This window comes from Tardiphaga sp. 841_E9_N1_2 (assembly GCF_051811065.1).
Lineage (GTDB): Bacteria > Pseudomonadota > Alphaproteobacteria > Rhizobiales > Xanthobacteraceae > Tardiphaga > Tardiphaga robiniae.
In genome coordinates this window covers 3,026,802-3,047,026 of record NZ_JBPWQC010000001.1, presented here as the reverse complement: position 1 = coordinate 3,047,026, position 20,225 = coordinate 3,026,802, and the positions used below count along the sequence as shown (strand labels likewise).

Genomic DNA, 20,225 nt, shown 5'->3' with positions numbered 1-20,225 from the left:
TGTGATGAGAGACGTGTGCTGAAAGAAAGGATTGGAACTCTTGGCGCCGCGCGATCGCTCTTAGCTCACGCCAAGCTTAAAAGCACTAGAGTTGCCTATGCGTGCGGATACGACAGCATCGCAACATTCTATCGCGTGTTCCGAAATGCGACGGCGATGACGCCCAACGACTGGCGTGCGATGCATCGCAAGATCTAACCCGCAGTTGCTCTAAGAACGATCATGCCATGGGATGACCGCTTGTGGCGCAAAGTCGTCCTTCGATCCCTTTGCCATTCCATAAGGGGAGTGTCGGGGATGCGCATATGACTCGCATTCCGCCGACCTAGTACGCGAGATGACGCCGCGTCTGACAGCAACGCTGTCAATTCTCGTCCTCAACGAGCTATTGCAAGCCATCCAACGATGCAGCAACGCGTGTTTGCGAGAAGCAAGCGCGAGCGAACCGGGCCCAGTCCTTTATGACGCAAAGCGAAGGATGCGCTCGGCCATTCTCACATTGGCGAGATCGAGCATCCGGCCGTCCAGTGTCACGGCGCCGTGCCCGTCCCGTTCGGCGGCGCGCATCGCTTTGATGACACGTTTCGCCGATGCGATGTCGCTGGCTGACGGGACGAATGCGGACCGCGTCGGCTCGATCTGGTCGGGATGGATCACCTGCTTGCCGTCATAGCCCATGCTTGCCGCCTTGACCGCGGAGCCGAGCGTGCCTTGGTTGTCCCGGAATGCGCCAAAAGGCCCGTCGATCGCCCTCAGCTGGAAGGCGCGCGCCGCGATCAGAATCCGCATCATCGGATAGGCGAAGAGGTCGAGCGCTGTTTCCCGGTGCTCCTCCGCTGAGGAGGCGACGTGCCTGTAGTCGCGCGGGGACAATCCGATCTCGTCGCTGCGCGCGCCGATCGAGGCGCTGAAATCGCCGACACCGAAATGCAGCGCGGCGACCGTCGCATGCGCAGCGGCGAGGGCATCGACATTGACCACGCCGAGCGCGGTTTCGATCAGGAGCTCAAGCTCCAGCGGATGGCTTCGGTCTTCGCGATGCTGCGACAGCCGCTCGCCGATGCCGATCACATCGGTCACGCGTTCCGCTTTCGGCAGCAAGACGGCGTCCAGCCGTGCGAGGCCGGACAGTTTTTCGACTTCCTCCGCGATGGACGGGCTGTTGATCGCATTGATGCGAACCGTGACGGTCTTCTGCCCCCAGTCCAGCCGCGTGATGGCATCGATCGCCGTCCGCAGGGCGGCGTTCTTTTCGCCGACGGGAACAGCGTCTTCGAGGTCGAGAAACACGGCGTCCGCTGCAGATCCCGCGGCGCGCTCGATCATGCGTTCGCGATGCGCCGGCACGGCAAGATAGGTCCGCGTCAGTCGAGGGGCGGTCATAAGCGGGCTCGTTCTCGGAGTTCAGAGAGGATCGCGTCGGTGTGCTGCCCGACCGCGGGGACCGGACCCATCTGCGGCGTCAGGCCGGGGATCGTGATGGCCGGGAGATAGCTGGTGACAGCGCCATTCGGCGTACCGACATTGACGACGCGATGACGACTATGCAGTTGCGGGTGATCGAGAAATTCCTCGACGCTGTTGAGGCGCGCATTGGCGATCGAGGCCTGCTCTAACTGGGCCAGCAACTGGTCGCTGGTGGTGCCGGCAATGCGGCTTTCGATCAGACGTTCGAGCTCGTCGCGGTTGATCATACGATCCGGATTGGTCACGAATCGCGGATCGATGGCGAGATCGGCATCGTCCAGCACGTTCGTGCAGAGCGAGAGCCATTCGCGTTCGTTCTGGATTCCGAAAAACACCGTCTTGCCGTCGCCGGCGCGAAACGGACCGTAGGGCGCGATCGTGGCGTGGCGCATGCCGGTCCGTTTCAGCGGCTTTCCGGCGCCCGCTGTATAGAGCGAGGGATAGCTCATCCATTCGGTCATCGCATCGAACAGCGACACCTCGAAGGCGGTGCCGCGCCCGGTGCGTTCGCGCGCATAGAGCGCCATCAGAACGCCGTTCAGCACATACATGCCGGTGGCGATATCCGCGATGGCGATGGCGCCCTTGGCGGGATGGTCTTCTGAACCGTTGATCGAGAGCAGGCCGGTCTCGCATTGCACCAGCAGGTCATATGCCTTTTTGTCGCTATACGGCCCGCCCGATCCGTAGCCGGAGATGTCGCAGGCGATCAGGCGGGGAAAGCGCTCAACCAGCGCCTTGGCATCCAGCCCGAGCCGCTGCGCCGCTCCCGGCGCCAGGTTCTGCAGAAAGACGTCGGCACCGGCGAGCAGGCTTTCCAGCGCGGCGCGGTCCTGCGGCTGCTTGATGTCGAGCGCCAGACTTTCCTTCGACCGGTTGGTCCAGACGAACTGGCTCGACATGCCATTCAGGACGAAGTCGTAATCCCTGCAGAAATCGCCGCGTCCCGGCCGCTCGATCTTGATAACGCGGGCGCCCCAATCCGCCAGATGTCGGCTGGCCAAGGGCGCAGCAATCGCCTGTTCGAGCGATACCACGGTGACGCCCGACAGGGGCAAAGCGCGCTTTTCTTGGTCCATCTGCTGTCCCGACAGTTTTGCTCCGCGCACTCTTAGCCGCGTCGGTGCACGCAGGGGGCATACTGGTTTGCCATCGCAGGTATAGGCTGAACCAATGGCGAGTCAGTCGGTGGCCTTGTCCCAGATCGCCGCATGTTCGCGCGCCAGTGTGCGGATGGTCTCCTCCGCAGCCAGTGCGGCCGCGGTCTGCGGAATGCCGGTGGGCAGGCAGAGCCCCACTGTGCGATTGATGGCGGGGTTCACCAGCCGTCTCGACAGGATGGGTGTTTCCGCGACCCTGGCGACCCCGGAGGAGTTGATCGTCGCCGCGGTGCCGTTGCGCACGAGTTTCATCATAACGGGCAGGGAGTCGATGTCGGACATCACATTCAGCGGTACGCCGGCTTCCAAGAAAGCTTGCTCGACCAGCAGGCGCAGCCCGTTGGTTCTGTCCGGAAGGACCATTGGGACATCGGCCAGGGATGCGAGATCGCAGGTCGTCGCTTCGGGATCGCCTATGCCTGGGGCGCCGAATACGGACAATTGCTCGGTAAACAGCGGCCTGACGGTCATGCCCGGCGCGTCGGAGCCGCGAAACAGGATGGCCATGTCGAGGCGGCCATTGGCCAGCAGCTCGTTGAGATAGCCGCTGAAGCTCTCGAAGAGCTGGAGCTTCACGCCGGGATGGTCGTGCCGCAGGCGCTCCACCAGCGGCACGGCGAGCACTGAAGCGATGCTGGTGGGAAGGCCGACGGCCACGGGTCCGACGGCGCCGCTGCCCTCGTCAGCAATGTCGGCCGTGAGCTCCTGCATCTGCCGCAATACGATGCGGGCATGACGATACAGTTTGGCGCCCGCATCGGTCGGCTTCACGCCCGTCGCGCTCCGCAGCAGAAGCGGCACGCCCAGATCGTGCTCCATCGCGGCGATCTGCTGGCTCAGCGAGGGCTGCGACACCGCGAGCAGCACCGCAGCCTTCGACAGGCTGCCCATGTCGACCACGTTGACGAAATAGCGAAGCTGTCTCAGTTCCAAGGCATCGATCCAGTGAAGATGCGGGCAAGCTCATTTGCTTACACCGAACCGCACTTCGCTGGCCATTGCCAGCGGTGGCGATGGGGCCGGCGCCTGATCTTATACCCCTCAGAGCAACAGCCTATGGGACGGAGCCCCGGCGAGTATGCCAGAAGGACAACAAAGGCGCGCGAAGCGCTGCATCGACAAATATCAAGGGGAGGCTCCACGTGCGCCGTCTGTTTATTGCACTGCTCTGGATCGCAGCTTCGCTTACGTCTGCACGGGCGGACAACTATCCGGACCGCCCAATCACGCTGGTCGTGCCCTATGCGGCCGGTGGCACCACGGACGTGCTGGCTCGCATTCTCGCCAAGGCGCTCGGCGCCGAACTCAAACAGACGGTGATCGTCGAGAATGTCGGCGGCGCCGGCGGCACGATCGGCACCCAGCGCGTGGTTCGGGCCAAACCCGATGGCTACACGCTCAATTTCGGCAATATGGGCTCGATGGCGGCGATCGTGCCACTGTACCCGAATCTGGGCTTCGATCCGCGCAAGGACCTGACCGGCATCGGCGTGTTCGCGAATGTCCCGATGATGCTTTCGGTCAGCAAAAAGAGCGGCATCGAGAATCTGAGCCAACTGATCGAGCGCCTCAAGGTGCCGAATAACCGCATCACCTTCGGGCAATCCGGGGCGGGCTCGACCGCGCAGCTCGCCGCAGCGATGTTACTCTATCTGACGCAGACCAACGCGATGCTGGTGCCCTATCGTGGCTCGGGGCCTGCCATCCAGGATTTGATCGCTGGCAATATCGATGCGGTGATCGACCAAACCGTCACGATGATTCCGGCGCATCAGAACGGGCTGGTGCGGGCCATCGGCGTCACCGGGCCGCAGCGACTGGTGCAGGCGCCCGACGTGCCGACCTTCGTCGAAAGCAATCTGCCGAAATTCGATCTGCAAGTGTGGAATGCGCTGGCGGCCCCTGCCGGCACGCCACCCGAAGTGATCGCCAGATTGGAAGTTGCGCTCGCCAAGTCGCTCGAGAATGAAGACGTTAAGGCGCGCTTCGCCGAACTGGCGGCGCAGGCGCCATCTGCGCAAGGCCGCACGGCCTTGCAGCAACTTATCAACTCGGAGGTCGACCGCTGGTCGATCATCGTGAAGGAAGCGAAGCTCGAACCCTGACACGCGCGAGATGAATTTATCTCTCGCGAGATCGCCGCGCGGCTAGGCGGGATCGATGACTATCTCAAGGTTAAGTGTCTTTGCATGGGCGGGATCTGATTGGCACCGTTGAGCCCGAATGCGCGTCCGCGAGCAACTTAACGTCACGCTTAGGCACTAAGTTATTTTGAATTGGATAGGCTTATTGTGGCGCAGAGCGGATATCAAAAACGTCAAGCCGGAGTATTCGCGTTACGCTTCATCAGCAGATTAGGCGAGCTCAGTTGGTCTTGAGGTTGTAGAGCTTGCGCAATCTTTCTTGCGTGCCGTCAATCGCGCGGACTGTATTGAGCTCTGCAGTGAGCCTCAATTGCACGTCGGCTGCGCGGTGAAGTGAGAGAATGCCCCAATTCGTCTCAAAGCGAGGGTCTGCGATCTCGTCAATGATCACGGCCGTGACATCTTCGCACCCGTAGCAGCTGCGGATTTGCAGCAATGCCGCATGTTCGAGGTCGTGTCTGGAAAGCAGCGACTTCGCCATAGTGGGTATTCCCTTGCGTCCAACCCTGAAGATCAGATCAGGCCTTTAGTTTCGCAGAAACGGCAAGTATGGCGGGCGACTCTTAAATCATCACCAGCTTGATCTCACCGTCGTTGGCTGCAACCAGTTCCATCTGCTCGCGCGCCAGTTTTTCGATCAGCGGCCTGTTGGCGTGGAAGTACCTTTTGGCCTGATCTTTGGTTGGAAACTTGGTCGTCAGGGTACACGCAATTCGGCGGTTGCCGTGTCTTATGTCGAACGCCACGCGCTGAAAGTCATCAGGCGCCTGAACCTGTGTCGAAATAGCAATCATGTTTGGATCCATAAAGCTCGGCGAAAGCCCGAACTCCAGGAACATTACGACGTCTATGTGTTCAATATATGTGGACGAGGGCGGCAAACAGCCTGAAGGCGATCTCGCTCTCGCTGCGGTTCTCCATCGGTTAGCCCAGGATAGATTGGTATAGAGCCAGGTAGCGATCTGCCATTCTATCGAAGGTAAAGTGCTCAGAAACCGCCGCCCGGCAGGCGCGTCTATCCAGTTCACCAATGCGCTCAACGGCTTGAACAGCTTCGGGGGCGCTATTGACCAGGAAACCTGTCACGCCATCTGTGATCAATTCGGGCATCGATCCGCGGTTACGCGCGATCACCGGTGTTCCGCAAGCAAGCGCCTCAACAACTGATAACCCGAATGGTTCGTCGAAATTGATCAGGTGAAGCAATGCCCGTGCGGATCCCAGAACACGTGTCCGCTCCAGACCTCCGACCGGACCGAGATAAGTCGCGGACCTTCCCAGTGCTGGCACCACATGACGTCGATGATAGTCCGCATCCTGAACGATACCGGCCATGATGAGGTGGCGGCCAACCGCTTCGGCAGTTGCTATCGCTTCCGCAGCCCCTTTATCGGGATGAATGCGACCGAAGAATAGAAGATCGTCGCTGCCAAGCGGATCGAAGGGAAAATCGTCGATTGGAATGCCGTGATGGATCGTTGCCGCATAGCGAAGGTCGGGATGGCGATTGGCATCGCTGATTGCGACATAATGGACACGATCCTCATACTCCTTGAAAACCGGAACAATACGGGCTGATGAAAAGCCGTGAATGGTTGTGACGACTGGCGTGTCCACAAGGCGAGAGAAGCCCAGCGGTACAAAATCTGCCTGATTGTGGATGATGTCGAATTCGCCGGCCCGCTCGAAGACATTTGCAACATGCAGGAGTTCCCACGCCTTGGCGTCGAGCGACGAGTCTTCAGAGTATGGTGCCGGGACGACACCGGCGAGATTTCCCGACGTCAAACTGTCCTTGGTGGCAAACAGTGTGACGTCAACTCCCCGCAAGAGCAGTGCCTCCGTAAGCAAGCTCGTCACGAGTTCCCACGGGCCGTAGTGTCGGGGAGGAGTTCGCCAGGATATAGGCGCTAACATCGCGACGCGCATCGTGTTTAGCCTCGCAGGATGGATGGCGGATAATCAGCTACGTCAATCCGGGCACGGCGGATATATGGCCGACGGATTGGTGGATTGGATTGACGCGACGACTCAGGAGCGCATGGTGAATGTCATCGATGCTGGTTCGATGGTGTCATCATCACTGCAGAATGAGAGGCGCTCCGCCCGTCATCTGTCAAGAGCAAGCGCCCCGATCGCTGCAGAACGGCGCGCGGCGCCTTCGATAAACAGGCGGGAAGCGACCTTTTGTAAATGCTGTTTCGAAAGTGAGGCTCGATATGGTGGCTATGTATCGCCAACCAAACCTAGAAGTCACAGTCACTCCACATCCCCTGCTTTTCTGGGAATGGCAGGTGCAGGACGATGGTGATCTGTTCAACAGTGGCTTCAGCAGCACGCGATGGAAGGCTCGGTATGATGGAAACGCAGCGCTTTTCGAGGTCCTGGCAGCCGGATTTTACTCTGAGCCTCTGTTTGACTGATTGTTAAAAGTGCCGCAACGCGGTCTTGCCCGCAAGGCAATCCGATCTTGCTGGGCTAGCGCGGTTCTTCAATAGGCGCCCAGTGCGTGGGATCAATCCGGGTGACGTTGACGCATCCTGCCTCAGCCAGGGTAATAATCCAATCGCCGTCGTTCCACCACGCGCGGCAGGCGGTTCGCATTTTTTCCGCCTCGGATTCCATGGCATGATCCGAATTATCATCGTATCCGCCAGCCAGGAATATTGGCGTTCCGTCCTGTGGTGCGGTGTCTATAGGTAGCCAATTCAACGGTTCATGTCCTTGCAGTGGTGGAAGAAATAAAGCTGATGTTTGTCCGACGCGATGACTATGTGCCGCGCACGCGTTTCACGTTGATTTTGCGACAATGTGGGGTGGACGTCGGTGTTTGAAGGCTGAGATGCAGAGGATTCCTTTCTCGGCTTCGTCGGCAAGAAGCATAAGTAGCCGGTACACCTCGGGACTGCTTTGGGCGGCTGCCAAACGTCTGTACCGAGCAGCATACGCGCCGTTCATGGAAAGGCCGTCGTCAGATGCTGCGTGTCTGCCAGCTTGATGGAGGTCATGTGGTCGTTCGAGTGACTGGTTGCGAAGCGATAATGGCATCGAGTGCTGCTCTACCGAGTTGCCGCGCTTCATCTTCGTAAAGCGGTGATGGCATGTCGCCCATCGTATCCCAGGTCTTTCTGAGTGCCTTCGCAGCAACCTCGACTGCAGCATCATATTCGGACTGCTCGTTACATCTGGCGTGCTGCGGCGTGTGTTGAAGGTCATTCACGGCACTGAATTCCAGCTCTGACATTGAGAAACCCTCTCAAGTTGAGATCGTGCAAGATCTGCTTCCGTTCAATCGAGGAGTTGGCGTCACGCAGATTATGACGCGTTCTGACCGGAGGTGATTTAGCCCTGCTGAATAACGACGGCGGCAACAATTAAGAAGAGCTAAGAGGAGGGACAGTAATACCAAAGGCAGAGGCCGATTGATCGTCCAACGCTCTGATATGGCCAACCCTTGTTAAGGGGGAAACAGTGCTCACAGACGCCGGTAGAAGCCGTGGTTCTTGCGATGATCTTCAGATCTTACGCTTCCAGTCGGAAATTACGAATGGAAGATATTATTTTGGAAGCACGAATTGTGTCGCCGCCAAAGCGCCGATCGCGAGTTAGTAGCTGGATTACTGGATAGGTCTTCACACTTCCGGTGTTTGTAGCCGATGCTTCTTCGCATCGGCGATTAGTTGCAGTTGTCCAGCTTTTCGCATGGCAAGCGTTCGCTCGTCTCCGTGAGGGAGTTGAGCAGCTATCGCAAGCGCGATCATCGCGGCGTGCTCAGCTTCGAGGTGAGAAGCTTTCACTGTCCGGACCTGTGTTGTTGCGATTCCAAAGTACATTCGGAGGTAGGCATGGCAGTCCCGAGACTTGGGCGGGAGCGCGACCGAACTCTCTGTCACCGGTGAATGCCAAGGGCGGTCGATGATGCGGTGCAGTAGATTCCCTTTATGTTCGGGAGTCGACCTAATTTGAAGGTTCTGATTTGTCGCCGGAATCGCTGAGGTCAATCCACTGGACTGCCCGTGCCTTGGGTGGCTGGCTCAGGAGAATAGGAGGGGCCTACGGATACATACGGCTGCGGTATGGCGGGGTTGAAAAAAGCCGGATGTCGTCGTGCGGGTCTGCGTCCGGCTCTAGGCGGAGCGGCGCAGGCGATATTTTCTGTCGACGACAGGTGGCGTTGCAACGAGCTTTACAGTCCACTTTGCTGCGGATGCATCCATCACGACGGATCTCACCGATCCCGTGACTGTTTGACCGTTCAGCTGAAGTGCGCGCGGCAGCCCGTGATATTGAGCCAGACGAGCGCGCCTGGCCTCGACGAGGTCCGTGATTTCGATGACCTGCATCTGCGACTCCAGAGTTGGCGCGGTGCGCTCGACAAGACCCGCGCTACAGGACGGGTAGCATCGTATGGTTAATGAAATGCGTCAGATCGTCTTCAGCAATTCCGATGCTGAAGGCAAGTCAGCGGGCGGGATTGCCATCCAGATTTTGGGACCCCGTATGAGCGCTCGCGGCCCTTCATTGTCGCAAATGAGCCACTCGGTTTCGTCCCAGATGACGAGGCATGGAAATGTCTGAGGCAGCTTGTCCTTGTTTCCGCGTATCCATGTTCCACCCGCAACGATGATCCTTTCATCGTCCTTCGGTGCGGTGCTGATTGGTTGCCACCCGTCGCCCATTTGATCGCCCCTTTGTCTGCGCCTCAGTGCGACTCAAACGCGAGGCCGCAACGTCCAGTTAAAGCGTGCAGACCTTGGCTGCCACATGAAACTTGCTCCCGATTGGCAGGCAGCTAGGCGATTACGGAAGGGCTGTGCATCAAGTCGCATAGTGTCGCGACGAATTTGATTGACCGTCACGGGCATAGGCGCATGGTTCCACCATGGCCTTCAATTTCACCTCCGACGTCAAATCCAAGCAAAAAGATTGCTGGCTAATTTTGAACTTCAGCGGAGAGGAGATTTCTCTGTCGTTCGACGATGCAATCGAGCTTAAGATCCAAATCAATCACGTCCTGGAAACGGGAACTCCCAACGAACGGAAGATCGTGAGCGAAGCTGACAGCTGGTCGGCGCTGTGTGTGCCAAATGCGGGCGGTTTCGGGGTTGCCTTTGTCCTGTCGGCGACGTCGACGATAAAACTATGGCTGGATGCCAGGCAGGCCGAGCGCTTTTCTGCAGAGCTTCAGACGTTTATCGATCTGGTTGGGAGTCGGAGTTGAAGGGCTTCTGGCATGGCTATGTCGAACTGGTATTGGCCGGTGTGACGTACGAAGCCGGTTACGACATCCTGGATGGCATGGTTCAATTGACCATTGGCCAGTTGATCGTAGTCGCAGAACCGCTGCCGGGTGCGACGTATGAGGAAAGTGCGCTCTACGCTTTGGAACAGTTCGCGACCGGAAAAATCGTCGCGCGGGGCTAGAGCCGCTCCCCGGGTGCTGGGTCAGCTCGCTGCCACTTCGCCTGCTTTTGTCGTCTCATAGGCAATGTCTGTCTTGTTCATGATGAGGGGCGATAGCCACCCGAGATCGACAAGGCGCTGGTATTTGCTGCGATCGATATTGCCAGCCGTATATTTTGCGCCGCCGTGCAGGACGATCTCACGGATCAGTTCCAGGTCTTCATGTGTCATGATTGCTCCATCTGGCATGATCGCCGATGCGCGTCGGAGCGCCCCGGAAGGGGATTGGACATTTTGATTGAATTTTCTGGTTCTCGATCACTGCGAACGCGGTAGCGCTATCGAGCGCATGGATCATGCGTCGGGTGCCCGTGACCTCAGATGCTGCAGCTATGCTGGCGATGCGCTCTGTTCGACTATTTCTTTCGGGGCTTTTCCGCCTCGGGGTGCATCAGGCCCTTCATGGTCGGAGCTGCTGCGATCGTCTTGGCCTTGTCCTTCTTGGGCTTCTTTACTTCGCGATTGTTCCGTTGTTCGCCTTTGGCCATGGTTTGGTCCTCCGCCCGCACTGGGCTTCGGTGACATTAGCACGTCGGTTGGGTCTCCCGGAGATTATGTTGCCTAAAGCCGCTGTCGCACCGCGGCAGTGCGGGCGGACGACCGCCACCCGTCGTCCTAGCAGCCGACAGCCGCATCAATTCAGGAGATGGAAGTTTGCTTGATTGACTCCTCCTTGAATTCAGGGTTGCTATCGTTGAGAGACAACCGGGAGAACTGAAGTGACCACTGGCGTAGTAAAATGGTTCAATGCGACGAAGGGCTTCGGCTTTATCCAGCCGGACGATGGCAGCAAAGACGTCTTTGTTCACATCTCGGCCGTCGAGAAGGCGGGGCTGAGCACTTTGAATGAAGGGGCCAAGGTCAGCTTTGAGGAAGTGGCCAACCGTGGCAAGACGTCGGCAGAAAACCTTCGGGTTGGCTGATCGGGCCTCTTTTGCCTGGCGCCGCAAGTCTGGTGGCGCCCGGCTGTCGGCCAAATGACCACATAACTGGCAGCCCGTCGGACTTGTCCCGGCGGGCGTTTCGCGATGATTTCAGCGGCCGGTTGGTGTCGCGTCGGCTTTCGCGAATGATGGTCAGGAATGCTCGTTTGGGCCAAGTAAATTCAGGCTGCCGTGCAGCTATCCATATCGTTGTGCATGATTGTCTGACTGGCGCGGCTATCCCATTTGACCGTGACGCTACTCCAGTCCTTGGCGATGACGGTGCCAAAGTCATTTTTATCGTTCTTCCAAAAGACTGTCGTTCCGAGAACGAGCGCCCTTGATTTTTCACCGGTCACTGTGCGTCTCCCAAAAGTTCTACTTGCCGTTTGGTAAAAGGTGCCAACCACGGACGAGCTGGGCGTGCTGAGAAGCCACGTCCGATTGCCTCTACGGTAAAGCTAAGTCAGCTCTTATTTGTCCATCGCTGCGAGCAGGCTTCTTATATCGATCGTCGCGATGTTCGAGTAACTGTCCGAAATCGCATACGGGAAGATAATTTGATCGCCATGCCGCATTGCGCCGCATGTATAGACGACGTTCGGCACATATCCTTCGCGCTCGGACGGCGCAGGCCGAAGGAGCGGTTCGTCCAGGCGCCCCAGCACCTTCGTCGGGTCGTTTTTGTCGAGCAGTGCTGCTCCTATCGAATACTTGCGGACCGGGCCGACACCGTGGGTCAGCAATAGCCAGCCCTCATCTAATTCGATAGGTGAGCCGCAGTTGCCGATTTGAATGAACTCCCAAGGGGCGGCCGGCTTCAGGATCGGCGTGCCGCCATCCCATGTATAAAGATCATCCGAATAGATCAGGTAGAGGTTTTCATTGTCTTGCCGCGCGATCATCGCGAACCGCCCGTCGATTTTCCGGGGGAAAAGTGCCATGCCCTTGTTATGTGATGCGCTGCCTCTGAGGGCTGAAAAGCGAAACGTGACGAAGTCGGACGTCTCGATGATCTCCGAGCGGATCGCCCTGCCGCTATAGGCCGTGTACGTCGCGTAATAGACCGTTCGCTCGGAATGCTCGAATTTCACGAAGCGCGCATCCTCGATGCCGTTCGATTGCGAATCCGTAATCGGAAAAATGACCCGCTCGCTGATATCCTCGCTGCTACGAAACGTGACGGCGACATCCTCGCCGCCAGGCCCAGACCCGAGGTGTTGAACTGCTGGATTTGATGCGAGGCGTGCGGTCGGATCGATGCTCACGGTCCCGTCGGTATCTACAAGGCCGGTGCGAAATGTCAGGGATGACACATGGCCTTCTCCGACGGCGCGCAGGCTGAGGATGAAGCGCAGGGCGCCGGCTGTCGTTCCCGATTGATCGGGGTGAGGCACGATGCTCGGATTGAAGAGTGCCGATGCTTCAAACGAGTATTCACCCAGGAAATAGGCGCCGACTAGCTGACGCTGAATCGTCGTGAACCGGCTATGGCCGTGGAATGCATCTTCCATTTCGTCAGCGCGGGCCTCGAATGTCTGAAGCAGATTCCGGTGGCGACCCAGAAAGTTTTCAAGCACGTCGGCCAACTGATGCTCTGCCTGCTCGGGACTGAGCGCAAGAATCCGGTCGACAATATGATTGGCGCGCGTCTTATCTGTCGGATTGAGATCGCGTGGCTCCGTCGCAGGTTTAAACGGCCGTACGATGACTCGGGACGCGTCGGGCCGGAGATAGAGCGCCTGGCGATTCAGTATCGGAGATGAGGGCAAAAGGAATCTCAATGGTCTGCTGAGAGGGGGAGCGCAACGTGATCAGGCCACGCGGGTCGCGGATTTGGATTGATCCTCGGCGATACGTGCCATGTGCCGAATTTCGGATAGTCCGAGCAGGTAGGATACGACTGACTCGCCGCCGCGGTTCTCATTAGCACGGTCTGGATGCAGTCCGTCACGACAGCTTCCTGTCTCCAGATCGACGAGCGGGATAGAAAGGTCATTGCTGCCGAGGAACCATGCGAAGACCCGGGCGGCTTCGCTCTTCCATTCAATGTTCTGGTCGGCGCGCCACGCTGCAAGGCTGGCCGCGATGGTGGCAGCAGCCTCGACAGGCTGTTGGTCGAAGCTGCGTGGCTGGCGCCGGATGTCGTGAAATCCCTCCGTGCCCACCGGCCTGAACTGACCGCTGGCTGAGGTCTGCTGTGTCAGCAGCCAGCGCAGGCTTCTCAGCCCGGCATTGAGATAGTCCGGCCGTTTGATCGCAGTGCCGGTGAGAATCAAAGCCTGGCAGAGTCTAGCGTTGTCATAGGAAAGTCCGTTTTCGAACCACACCCAATCGCTCGTCTCGACTTTCTCAAGAAGCGAGACGAGCCTGTCGGCCAGAGCCGTCCGGATTGCATTGGCACGGCTATTGTCGGTGACGGTCGTGCAATACGCATCGAGTCCCAGCAATACGAACGCCCAGGCACGGGGCGAGAGGAAATCGCCGACCTTTGGTAAGGCCTCCGCAAAGAGTGCTGCGGCCCAGGTCCGCCGAGAGGGGGTCGCATCCGAAAGAGCGCAAACGCCCAGTGCCCAAAGCGTGCGCCCATGACTGTCTTCCGATCCGCTTTCTTCCAGCCAGCTGCGATCGAAAGCCATGAAATTTCGAAACCGGTGCGTTTCGGGATTCCACGCATGCTGGACGAAAGCTGCAAAGCGGGAGGTCAGGACCTCCGACAGACGTAGTTCCCCGGGCGTGTTCAACGCGCATGCCAGCAGTAGCGCGCGGGCATTGTCGTCGATGCAATAGCCATGCAAGCGATCCGGAACACTGTGAACCGCATGCTGGAACAGTCCGGTGTCGTCGCACATCGACAGGAAGTGACCAATCTGCATCTCGGGAGGCGCGCGACTATCTCGCAGGAGCGTACTCGTATCCGACTTTGCAATGGTCTTGAGCCGGTGGCGACGACCCGCGTTCTCGAAAACGGACATGTATCGCTCGGCCGTCCGTTCCCAGGTCATGGAGCGGCTGCTGGCATAGGCGCGCTTGCGCATCGCCTGGCGCAGTGGTGCGTTGATCAGAAGCTTTTCGATCTCAGTGCCGATCGCATTCGCATCCGCGAACGGGACGATAATGCCGCGGCCGTCGGCGAGCAATTCGCGAGCATGCCAATAGGGAGTCGATACCACGGCCTTTCCCAAGCCAAAACTATAGGCCAGGGTGCCTGACGTCATCTGAGATTCATTCAGATAAGGCGTGACGTAGACATCGCACATCGAGATGAAATCGAGCAAGGTCTCCTGATCAACGAAGCGATCAAGGAAGACAACGTGATCTGCGACGCCAGCTTCGCGGGCCCTTGCAATGAGGGATTCGCGATAGGTCTCGCCTTCGTCATGTACTAGATTTGGATGGGTTGCACCCAATACGACATAGACCGCACCCGGACAGGTGCTCAGAATGGACGGCATCGCATCGATCATGAATTCGATGCCTTTATTGGGCGAAAGCAGGCCGAACGTCAGAATGACAGACCTGCCGGCAAAGCCGAGCCTCGTTTTTGCATCGTCGGGCTCCACAAAAGCGAATTCCGGAATTCCATGTGGGATGATCTCGATCTTCTCTTCGGCGACCTGATAGATGGTCCGAAGCAGTTCCCGACCTTTCTCCGCCATCACCACCACTTTCGACGACATCTCGACAACGCGTGTGAAGACATCTTTTTGTGCGGCGGTGGGCTCTGCAAGAACGGTATGGAGTGTCGTCACGATCGGCATCTTGAGCAGCGAGAGAAGCTGGATGATATCGCTTCCGGCTTCGCCGCCGAAGATACCGAATTCATGTTGAAGTGACACCACGTCGAAATGACCGTTGTTCAGGAATTCCGCTGCACGTATGTAGTCGTTGATCAGCTCGTCATTGATCTGAATGCCAACGGTGGCTGGATAGTCATAGAAATGACCATGATCAGTCATCGCCACGATGACGGTTTTGGAGTCTGCGCGGGCGGCTGCTACTGCGCTTTGCAGATCGGTAGTGAACGTGGCGATCCCACATCGGCGTGGAAGTGAATTGCCAATGAATGCAATGCGGCTGAACACCGTCAATCTGCTGCCTCGCGATTCCAATGTTGAAAGGGCAATCGCTCAAAATTGGCAATGCTGCGCCAGCCGCGGCATATCGGACAATTTCGTGACAAAAGCAGCGCGCGCTCGGCAGGGACCATCAGGGTCATCAATGCGCGCGAGCGCAGGGTGCGCTCTTTCTTCGCGAATAGCCATCAGTATCTTCGAGGGCTGGGAGTTGGAACAAGTCGGTGGGAGGTTGGCGAGAGAGCGGTGATAATAAATCGGTCTTTCAGTGCCAGCCGTGGTAACGCTCGGGCTCACATAGCGGGAGTACGATATGGCCAAGGGAAATCGCGAAACCAAGAAACCGAAGAAGGTGCCGGTCAAGACGATCGCTGCTGCAGAGAGCCTCAAGGGCGGCGGTCCCAAGATCATGCCGGCACTGGGGGCGGTCAGAAAGAAATAGTACCACTCCTCGCGCGGTAGCACTGCACGCTTCCCATCCGGCGTTGAACAGAGGGCTCGCTCACGCGGCGACGATGCGCCAACGTTACGTCATCGAAATGTTCACAGATCGAGGAAAGACATGTCGATCAAGACGGCCATTCGAGATGCGTACGGCACACCAGCGATGTTCGCCGGCTCCAAGACAGGGCAGGAAGATGCACCGTTTGTTTTCATCAATGTTGGCGGCGAGGAACGTCGGATGAGATCTGCCGAGTGGGAAGCGCTGCCGCCATGGCTAGGCGAGCGCCCGGCCTGGGCAGGCAAAGGCTGACATTCGAGGTCTTTCCTCGCCTGCTGGAACATAAATCCTTACGGCGACTTGTCGGGCGTGAATAACCTCAACCAGAGAATGCGAGGCCCCTGCATCAGCGGGGGCTTTTTATTGGAGAAACCCCATGGCCAAAAAGCCCAAGCTGCTCGCCGACCTTTTCCACGACACCCTCAAGGATGTGTATTTCGCTGAGAAGAAGATCTTCGCAACTCTGCCGAAGATGGCGAAGGCCGCTCATGACAAGGGTCTGAAAGCGGCCTTCCTGAAACATCAGAAGGAAACCGCAGGTCAGATCAAGCGCCTTGAGAGCGTGTTCAAGATTGCAGGCAAGAAGCCCGTCGCGAAGACCTGTGCAGCCATCATGGGCATCACGAAGGAGGGTACCGAGATCATGACCGAGTACAAGGGCATGCCCGCGCTCGATGCCGGCCTCCTTGCTGTCGCTCAGGCGGTGGAGCATTACGAGATGTCTCGCTACGGCACGCTTCGTACATGGGCGCAAGAACTTGGCATGTCGGATGCGGCCTCTTTGCTCGACGCGACGCTGAAGGAAGAAAAGGCTACGGACGCTGCGCTGACCAGTCTGGCAAAGTCGGTCGTCAACGTCGAAGCTGAAGCCGAGATGTGACACAGATACCCGGCTGCTTCGGCGACCGGGATCTACCGGTGTTTGAGAAAATCTGGAACATTTGGCGCTGGCGAGCTTTACATTGGACAAACGCCGCACTGCGCGTCAGATACAGATGGCCTCTGCCATCATAAAGGCCAGCCATGAACATCCAGGCCGTCGATCGCGCCCTCGACATTTACGGGGCGCTCTCAGGTCATCCCGAGGCGCCCGGGGTTCGGCAAAAGCTTTCCATGCACCTGGACGAGCTGGTGGGCAGCGGCGAGAAAGATCACCACCGTTTGACGGTGCACGGTCTGACATTCCTTCGCGAGTTCGACCGACGGCGCAACAGCTAGCTTGTCTGAAAAGCTGCGATGATTGTAGCCGCTATCGTCGAGATGATGATCGCGGCGATATCCATAGGGCTTAACATGCGCCATGCGGACACTCTGCGTGATCTGCAGTCGGTCAGACCAATACAGAAGATGCGCCCAGGACTTAAACGGTCTGCAGAAGTTGCGGGCCCAGCCGAACTGCGAACTTAGAAATTGGAGACTGCTTTGCAGTCTCGTCAGTTGGCTTGCTCGAGTCTTGAGCGTCGACGGCTAGCCCAGCATTTGGGTGTCGCCGCAGATCGAAATAGCCTGGCCCGAGATCGTGCGCCCGCGCGGGCTGGCCAGGAACAGGATCTGGTCGGCGATCTGCTCTGGCGTGACGTAATCCTTGATCGACGTATAGGAGAACGCCGTTTTCTCCATCTCCGCAAAGGAAATGCCGCGCTGCTGCGCCTTGGCTTCCAGCACGCGTCGCTGGCGATCGCCGGCGACGAGGCCAGGCAGGATCGCGTTGACGCGGATGTTGTCGGGGCCGAGCTCGATGGAGAGCGACTTCGTGAAACCGATGACGCCCCATTTCGCTGCGGCATAGGGCGAGCGCATCGCGAAGCCCACGCGGCCAGCCGCCGAGGACAGGTTGACGATGGAGCCGTTGCTGCTCTGGCGTAGCAGCGGCACGGCGAGGCGCGTGCAGTTGAACTGGCCGGTCAGGCAGATGTTCAGGCAACGATCCCAGTCATCGGGATGCATCTCTTCGACCTTGGCGGTGGGGCCTGCAATGCCGGCATTGTTGACGAGGACATCGAGGCCGCCGAGTTTGGCTGTTGCCTCATCGAACAGCCTTTGAACTGACGCACGATCAGCAACGTCGCAATGGGTCTGGGTGATTGTGGGATCACTCGCTGTGAGTGTGGCAAGAGCAGCCTGGTCCACATCGCAGACATGAACGCGTGCGCCTTCACCGGCAAAGGCGCGTGCGATGGCCAGGCCGATTCCGTTGGCGCCCGCGGTAACGATGACGCGCAAACCCTTGATGTTGAGATCCATGGTGGCTCCGGGGACTTTGTGAGGACTAGGCGGCGAGGCCGCCGCGCGACAGGATGAAATTGGCAGCGCTGGTGATATCGGCAGCGATCCCGACTTTGGCAGCTTCGGCATCACCGATCTCGATCGCCTTGCGAACGTCCGCATGAAACCGGATGGCTTCACCCTTGGCGAGACGATCGGGATTGCCGCGCAGATCGAGATTGATGACGGGGCCAGCCTTGAGCCAGAGCGCACGGATGATCTCGACCAAGATCGGCGATTGCGCGGCCTCGTAAACGGCAAAGTGAAATGTCTTGTTGAGTTCGACGGCGCGCGGCAGGTCGGGTGCCTTCATTTCGCTTTCTGCGCGCATGGCTGCTTCTGCGATCGCGATGGAAGCGAGATTGCTGTCGCCACGTAGTCGCGCTGCTTCTGTTGCGGCATGACCCTCGATAGCGATACGTACCTTCGTCAGATCGCGAAACTGCATGGCCGACATCACGGGCACGCGCACGGCACGGTTTGCCGCGACTTCCAGCGCCTTGTCGGCGACGAGGCGGGACACCGCTTCGCGCACCGGCATGATCGACACGCCGAGCACTTCGGCGGCCGTACGCAGCGACAGCTTTTCGCCAGGCGCGAGCCTGCCCGAGATGAGCAGATCCGCCAGTTGCGCATAAGCGCGCTCGCCCAGGGTCTGGCGGTCGAGCGGCTCCACAAGGGTCAGCGCAGTCGGCAGGTTCAACGCGGTCTCCGGGTATCGTCGCGAAATTGCAGGGAGGGACTCGACAAAGTCCCTGTCTTTTGCAACTATAACTGTGATCACAGATCACGGCAAGCGGACAAAGCCCTCTCAACAGAAGAGCGCAGCGCCTGCCGGAGGGGAAACAGCCGCGCCGCGCGGCCGTATCAGGGAGACGAATCTGATGTCGAACACCAATCAATTCACGCGCCGCAGTCTGCTGAAGACTGCGGGCGGTCTCGCACTTGCTTCCGGCCTCTCTGCACCATCGGTCCTGAGCGCGCAGACCTCCGACGTCATCCGCATCGGCCATCTCACGCCGCGTACCGGCTTTCTCGGCCCACTCGGCGAATATGGCGTGATGGCCATCGATCTCGCTGTTGAGGAGATCAATGCCGCTGGCGGCCTGATGGGGCGCAAGGTTGAACTGCTCAAGGAGGACTCGATCAATCCTCAGACGGCCTCGACCAAGGCGGAGCGCATGATCGAGCGCGACAAGGTCGCCTGTATCATCGGCGAAATTTCTTCGGCATCGTGTTTGACCATCGCGCAGGTCGCTACGCGCAACAAGACGCTGTTCATCAACACCGGCGGAAATTCGGATGCGCTACGCGGCAAGGACTGCCAGCGCTATATGTTCCACGTCGAGTCGCAGAACTCGATGTATGTAAAGACGGTCGGCCGCTCGTTCCTGCGCGATGGTCTCGTGAAGGGCAAGAAGTGGTACTCGCTCACGGCCGACTATGCCTTCGGCCATGACCTGCTAAGCGTATCGAAGCGCTTCATGCAGGCCAATGGCGGTAATTTCGCGGGCGACGACCTAGTGCCCACCGACGCCACGGACTTTTCTGCCTATCTCCTCAAGATCCGCGAGGCCAAGCCCGATCTCGTGGTGATCAATCTTGCGGGCAACCAGATCACCAACTTCCTCAAGCAATATGCCGAATTCGGTCTGACTTTCCCGGTCGGCGGTTTCGGCTTTGACACGGCTCTGGCCTGGGCTGCAGGGAAGGGCAATTTCGTCGGCACCTGGCCTGTGGTCTGGCACCATCTGCTGGACACGCCCGGCAGCAAGGCCTTCGTCGCGGCCTTCACCAAGAAGTACAACAAGCCGCCGGAGAACCAGGCCTGGGGCGACTACATCGCCACCAAGATCGTGGCGCAGAGCATCAACGAGCTGAAATCGGCCGAGTCGCCGAAGATCATCGAGCATTTCGAGAAGGGCGCGAAGTTCGATCTGCTGAAGACGCGTCCCGGCTACTTCCGCGCATCAGATCATCAGCTGATGCACGAAATGTATGCGGTGACGGCGCTGCCTGCGGACAAGATCAAGAACCAGTGGGACATCTTCTCATCGAGCCCGGCCGTCCCGGGGCCGGATGAACCGCTCGAAGTGATTGCGTCCACCGCGGAAGAGAACGTCTGCAAATTCCCGAGCTAGCAACAATGTCGGCGTTTCGCCTTCGGGCGAGACGCCGACATTCTGCTCGCGAATTTGCTTTCGTCTCGTCCTTCCGACCCCTGT

The 20,225-nt window shown here is 58.7% G+C and carries 25 protein-coding genes; 10 read left to right on the top strand and 15 right to left on the bottom strand.

All coding sequences use genetic code 11. The features are described from left to right. Nucleotides 1-15 precede the first annotated feature (15 nt). The gene (locus AB8A50_RS14700; protein ID WP_093756922.1) at nt 16-198 is read left to right on the top strand and encodes a helix-turn-helix domain-containing protein; all 183 of its coding nucleotides are present in this window, start codon (nt 16-18) and stop codon (nt 196-198) included. Nucleotides 199-459: 261 nt separating this feature from the next. On the opposite strand, the gene AB8A50_RS14695 is transcribed toward AB8A50_RS14700, so the two are convergent. From AB8A50_RS14695 to AB8A50_RS14685, 3 genes are all read right to left on the bottom strand, one after another. Continuing rightward, nucleotides 460-1,383, bottom strand: coding sequence for an HpcH/HpaI aldolase/citrate lyase family protein (locus tag AB8A50_RS14695; protein WP_439078150.1), 924 nt, complete (start codon nt 1,381-1,383; stop codon nt 460-462). Continuing rightward, on the bottom strand, nt 1,380-2,546 hold the full coding sequence (locus tag AB8A50_RS14690; RefSeq protein ID WP_439078149.1) for a CaiB/BaiF CoA transferase family protein: 1,167 nt from the start codon (nt 2,544-2,546) through the stop codon (nt 1,380-1,382). The genes AB8A50_RS14695 and AB8A50_RS14690 overlap by 4 nt, the downstream gene beginning before the upstream one ends. Before the next feature lie 102 nt (nt 2,547-2,648). Continuing rightward, nucleotides 2,649-3,560, bottom strand: coding sequence for a LysR substrate-binding domain-containing protein (locus tag AB8A50_RS14685; protein WP_439078147.1), 912 nt, complete (start codon nt 3,558-3,560; stop codon nt 2,649-2,651). Between the two features lie 209 nt (nt 3,561-3,769). Here AB8A50_RS14685 and AB8A50_RS14680 point away from each other — a divergent pair, with 209 nt between their 5' ends. After that, nucleotides 3,770-4,732, top strand: a complete 963-nt coding sequence (locus AB8A50_RS14680) for a Bug family tripartite tricarboxylate transporter substrate binding protein (protein ID WP_093756918.1) — start codon at nt 3,770-3,772, stop codon at nt 4,730-4,732. Nucleotides 4,733-4,991: 259 nt separating this feature from the next. On the opposite strand, the gene AB8A50_RS14675 is transcribed toward AB8A50_RS14680, so the two are convergent. From AB8A50_RS14675 to AB8A50_RS14655, 5 genes are all read right to left on the bottom strand, one after another. Beyond that, on the bottom strand, nt 4,992-5,252 hold the full coding sequence (locus tag AB8A50_RS14675; RefSeq protein ID WP_089266051.1) for a hypothetical protein: 261 nt from the start codon (nt 5,250-5,252) through the stop codon (nt 4,992-4,994). 82 nt (nt 5,253-5,334) lie between these two features. Beyond that, nucleotides 5,335-5,610, bottom strand: a complete 276-nt coding sequence (locus AB8A50_RS14670) for a hypothetical protein (RefSeq protein WP_246297440.1) — start codon at nt 5,608-5,610, stop codon at nt 5,335-5,337. Between the two features lie 85 nt (nt 5,611-5,695). Beyond that, on the bottom strand, nt 5,696-6,631 hold the full coding sequence (locus AB8A50_RS14665; RefSeq protein ID WP_439078145.1) for a glycosyltransferase family 4 protein: 936 nt from the start codon (nt 6,629-6,631) through the stop codon (nt 5,696-5,698). Between the two features lie 1,144 nt (nt 6,632-7,775). Next, nucleotides 7,776-8,015, bottom strand: coding sequence for a hypothetical protein (locus AB8A50_RS14660; protein WP_439078143.1), 240 nt, complete (start codon nt 8,013-8,015; stop codon nt 7,776-7,778). Nucleotides 8,016-8,898: 883 nt separating this feature from the next. Then, on the bottom strand, nt 8,899-9,114 hold the full coding sequence (locus AB8A50_RS14655; RefSeq protein WP_147421564.1) for a hypothetical protein: 216 nt from the start codon (nt 9,112-9,114) through the stop codon (nt 8,899-8,901). A 539-nt stretch (nt 9,115-9,653) separates the two neighbouring features. Here AB8A50_RS14655 and AB8A50_RS14650 point away from each other — a divergent pair. Together AB8A50_RS14650 and AB8A50_RS14645 are read left to right on the top strand one after the other, a co-directional pair. After that, nucleotides 9,654-9,992: a hypothetical protein gene (locus AB8A50_RS14650; protein ID WP_068734854.1), complete on the top strand. Its 339-nt coding sequence runs from the start codon at nt 9,654-9,656 to the stop codon at nt 9,990-9,992. Next, the gene (locus AB8A50_RS14645) at nt 9,989-10,195 is read left to right on the top strand and encodes a hypothetical protein (RefSeq protein WP_439078142.1); all 207 of its coding nucleotides are present in this window, start codon (nt 9,989-9,991) and stop codon (nt 10,193-10,195) included. Before AB8A50_RS14650 ends, AB8A50_RS14645 begins: the two co-directional genes overlap by 4 nt. 21 nt (nt 10,196-10,216) lie before the next feature. Here the strand turns inward: AB8A50_RS14645 and AB8A50_RS14640 are convergent, their stop codons facing one another. Then, nucleotides 10,217-10,405: a hypothetical protein gene (locus AB8A50_RS14640; RefSeq protein WP_093756915.1), complete on the bottom strand. Its 189-nt coding sequence runs from the start codon at nt 10,403-10,405 to the stop codon at nt 10,217-10,219. A gap of 185 nt (nt 10,406-10,590) precedes the next feature. Next, entirely contained in the window at nt 10,591-10,722 is a 132-nt protein-coding gene (locus AB8A50_RS14635; protein ID WP_256461247.1) for a hypothetical protein, read from the bottom strand. Between the two features lie 231 nt (nt 10,723-10,953). Between AB8A50_RS14635 and AB8A50_RS14630 the strand changes: the two genes are divergently transcribed. Continuing rightward, complete coding sequence (locus AB8A50_RS14630) at nt 10,954-11,157, top strand: cold-shock protein (RefSeq protein ID WP_068734860.1); 204 nt, start codon at nt 10,954-10,956, stop codon at nt 11,155-11,157. Nucleotides 11,158-11,339: 182 nt separating this feature from the next. On the opposite strand, the gene AB8A50_RS14625 is transcribed toward AB8A50_RS14630, so the two are convergent. The 3 genes from AB8A50_RS14625 to AB8A50_RS14615 all read right to left on the bottom strand — a co-directional run bounded on the left by AB8A50_RS14625 (nt 11,340) and on the right by AB8A50_RS14615 (nt 15,248). Next, complete coding sequence (locus AB8A50_RS14625; protein WP_158596714.1) at nt 11,340-11,516, bottom strand: hypothetical protein; 177 nt, start codon at nt 11,514-11,516, stop codon at nt 11,340-11,342. Between the two features lie 114 nt (nt 11,517-11,630). Then, nucleotides 11,631-12,929 (bottom strand): glycoside hydrolase family 130 protein, encoded by a 1,299-nt coding sequence (locus AB8A50_RS14620; protein ID WP_439078140.1) that lies wholly within the window; start codon nt 12,927-12,929, stop codon nt 11,631-11,633. Between the two features lie 42 nt (nt 12,930-12,971). Next, complete coding sequence (locus AB8A50_RS14615; protein WP_439078138.1) at nt 12,972-15,248, bottom strand: glycosyltransferase family 4 protein; 2,277 nt, start codon at nt 15,246-15,248, stop codon at nt 12,972-12,974. A 298-nt stretch (nt 15,249-15,546) separates the two neighbouring features. Here AB8A50_RS14615 and AB8A50_RS14610 point away from each other — a divergent pair, with 298 nt between their 5' ends. The 4 genes from AB8A50_RS14610 (at nt 15,547) to AB8A50_RS14595 (ending at nt 16,953) form a co-directional block, all read left to right on the top strand. Beyond that, on the top strand, nt 15,547-15,675 hold the full coding sequence (locus AB8A50_RS14610) for a hypothetical protein (protein ID WP_256461248.1): 129 nt from the start codon (nt 15,547-15,549) through the stop codon (nt 15,673-15,675). Nucleotides 15,676-15,795: 120 nt separating this feature from the next. Next, nucleotides 15,796-15,987 (top strand): hypothetical protein, encoded by a 192-nt coding sequence (locus AB8A50_RS14605; protein WP_068735371.1) that lies wholly within the window; start codon nt 15,796-15,798, stop codon nt 15,985-15,987. A gap of 124 nt (nt 15,988-16,111) precedes the next feature. Then, entirely contained in the window at nt 16,112-16,615 is a 504-nt protein-coding gene (locus AB8A50_RS14600) for a YciE/YciF ferroxidase family protein (protein WP_439078137.1), read from the top strand. A gap of 143 nt (nt 16,616-16,758) precedes the next feature. After that, nucleotides 16,759-16,953, top strand: a complete 195-nt coding sequence (locus AB8A50_RS14595; RefSeq protein WP_439078134.1) for a hypothetical protein — start codon at nt 16,759-16,761, stop codon at nt 16,951-16,953. Nucleotides 16,954-17,202: 249 nt separating this feature from the next. Here the strand turns inward: AB8A50_RS14595 and AB8A50_RS14590 are convergent, their stop codons facing one another. After that, nucleotides 17,203-17,979 (bottom strand): SDR family oxidoreductase, encoded by a 777-nt coding sequence (locus tag AB8A50_RS14590; RefSeq protein ID WP_439078132.1) that lies wholly within the window; start codon nt 17,977-17,979, stop codon nt 17,203-17,205. 25 nt (nt 17,980-18,004) lie between these two features. Beyond that, nucleotides 18,005-18,703: a GntR family transcriptional regulator gene (locus AB8A50_RS14585; RefSeq protein WP_439078128.1), complete on the bottom strand. Its 699-nt coding sequence runs from the start codon at nt 18,701-18,703 to the stop codon at nt 18,005-18,007. Nucleotides 18,704-18,884: 181 nt separating this feature from the next. On the opposite strand from AB8A50_RS14585, the gene AB8A50_RS14580 reads away from it, so the two are divergent. Then, on the top strand, nt 18,885-20,141 hold the full coding sequence (locus tag AB8A50_RS14580; protein ID WP_175366270.1) for an ABC transporter substrate-binding protein: 1,257 nt from the start codon (nt 18,885-18,887) through the stop codon (nt 20,139-20,141). Nucleotides 20,142-20,225 lie beyond the last annotated feature (84 nt).

Coding starts and splice junctions, on each gene's coding strand:
- AB8A50_RS14695 (WP_439078150.1), bottom strand. CDS start 1,383: ATGACCGCCCCTCGACTGACGCGGACCTATCTTGCCGTGCCGGCGCAT.
- AB8A50_RS14690 (WP_439078149.1), bottom strand. CDS start 2,546: ATGGACCAAGAAAAGCGCGCTTTGCCCCTGTCGGGCGTCACCGTGGTA.
- AB8A50_RS14675 (WP_089266051.1), bottom strand. CDS start 5,252: ATGGCGAAGTCGCTGCTTTCCAGACACGACCTCGAACATGCGGCATTG.
- AB8A50_RS14670 (WP_246297440.1), bottom strand. CDS start 5,610: ATGTTCCTGGAGTTCGGGCTTTCGCCGAGCTTTATGGATCCAAACATG.
- AB8A50_RS14660 (WP_439078143.1), bottom strand. CDS start 8,015: ATGTCAGAGCTGGAATTCAGTGCCGTGAATGACCTTCAACACACGCCG.
- AB8A50_RS14655 (WP_147421564.1), bottom strand. CDS start 9,114: ATGCAGGTCATCGAAATCACGGACCTCGTCGAGGCCAGGCGCGCTCGT.
- AB8A50_RS14650 (WP_068734854.1), top strand. CDS start 9,654: ATGGCCTTCAATTTCACCTCCGACGTCAAATCCAAGCAAAAAGATTGC.
- AB8A50_RS14640 (WP_093756915.1), bottom strand. CDS start 10,405: ATGACACATGAAGACCTGGAACTGATCCGTGAGATCGTCCTGCACGGC.
- AB8A50_RS14635 (WP_256461247.1), bottom strand. CDS start 10,722: ATGGCCAAAGGCGAACAACGGAACAATCGCGAAGTAAAGAAGCCCAAG.
- AB8A50_RS14610 (WP_256461248.1), top strand. CDS start 15,547: ATGGCCAAGGGAAATCGCGAAACCAAGAAACCGAAGAAGGTGCCGGTC.
- AB8A50_RS14605 (WP_068735371.1), top strand. CDS start 15,796: ATGTCGATCAAGACGGCCATTCGAGATGCGTACGGCACACCAGCGATG.
- AB8A50_RS14600 (WP_439078137.1), top strand. CDS start 16,112: ATGGCCAAAAAGCCCAAGCTGCTCGCCGACCTTTTCCACGACACCCTC.
- AB8A50_RS14595 (WP_439078134.1), top strand. CDS start 16,759: ATGAACATCCAGGCCGTCGATCGCGCCCTCGACATTTACGGGGCGCTC.
- AB8A50_RS14590 (WP_439078132.1), bottom strand. CDS start 17,979: ATGGATCTCAACATCAAGGGTTTGCGCGTCATCGTTACCGCGGGCGCC.
- AB8A50_RS14580 (WP_175366270.1), top strand. CDS start 18,885: ATGTCGAACACCAATCAATTCACGCGCCGCAGTCTGCTGAAGACTGCG.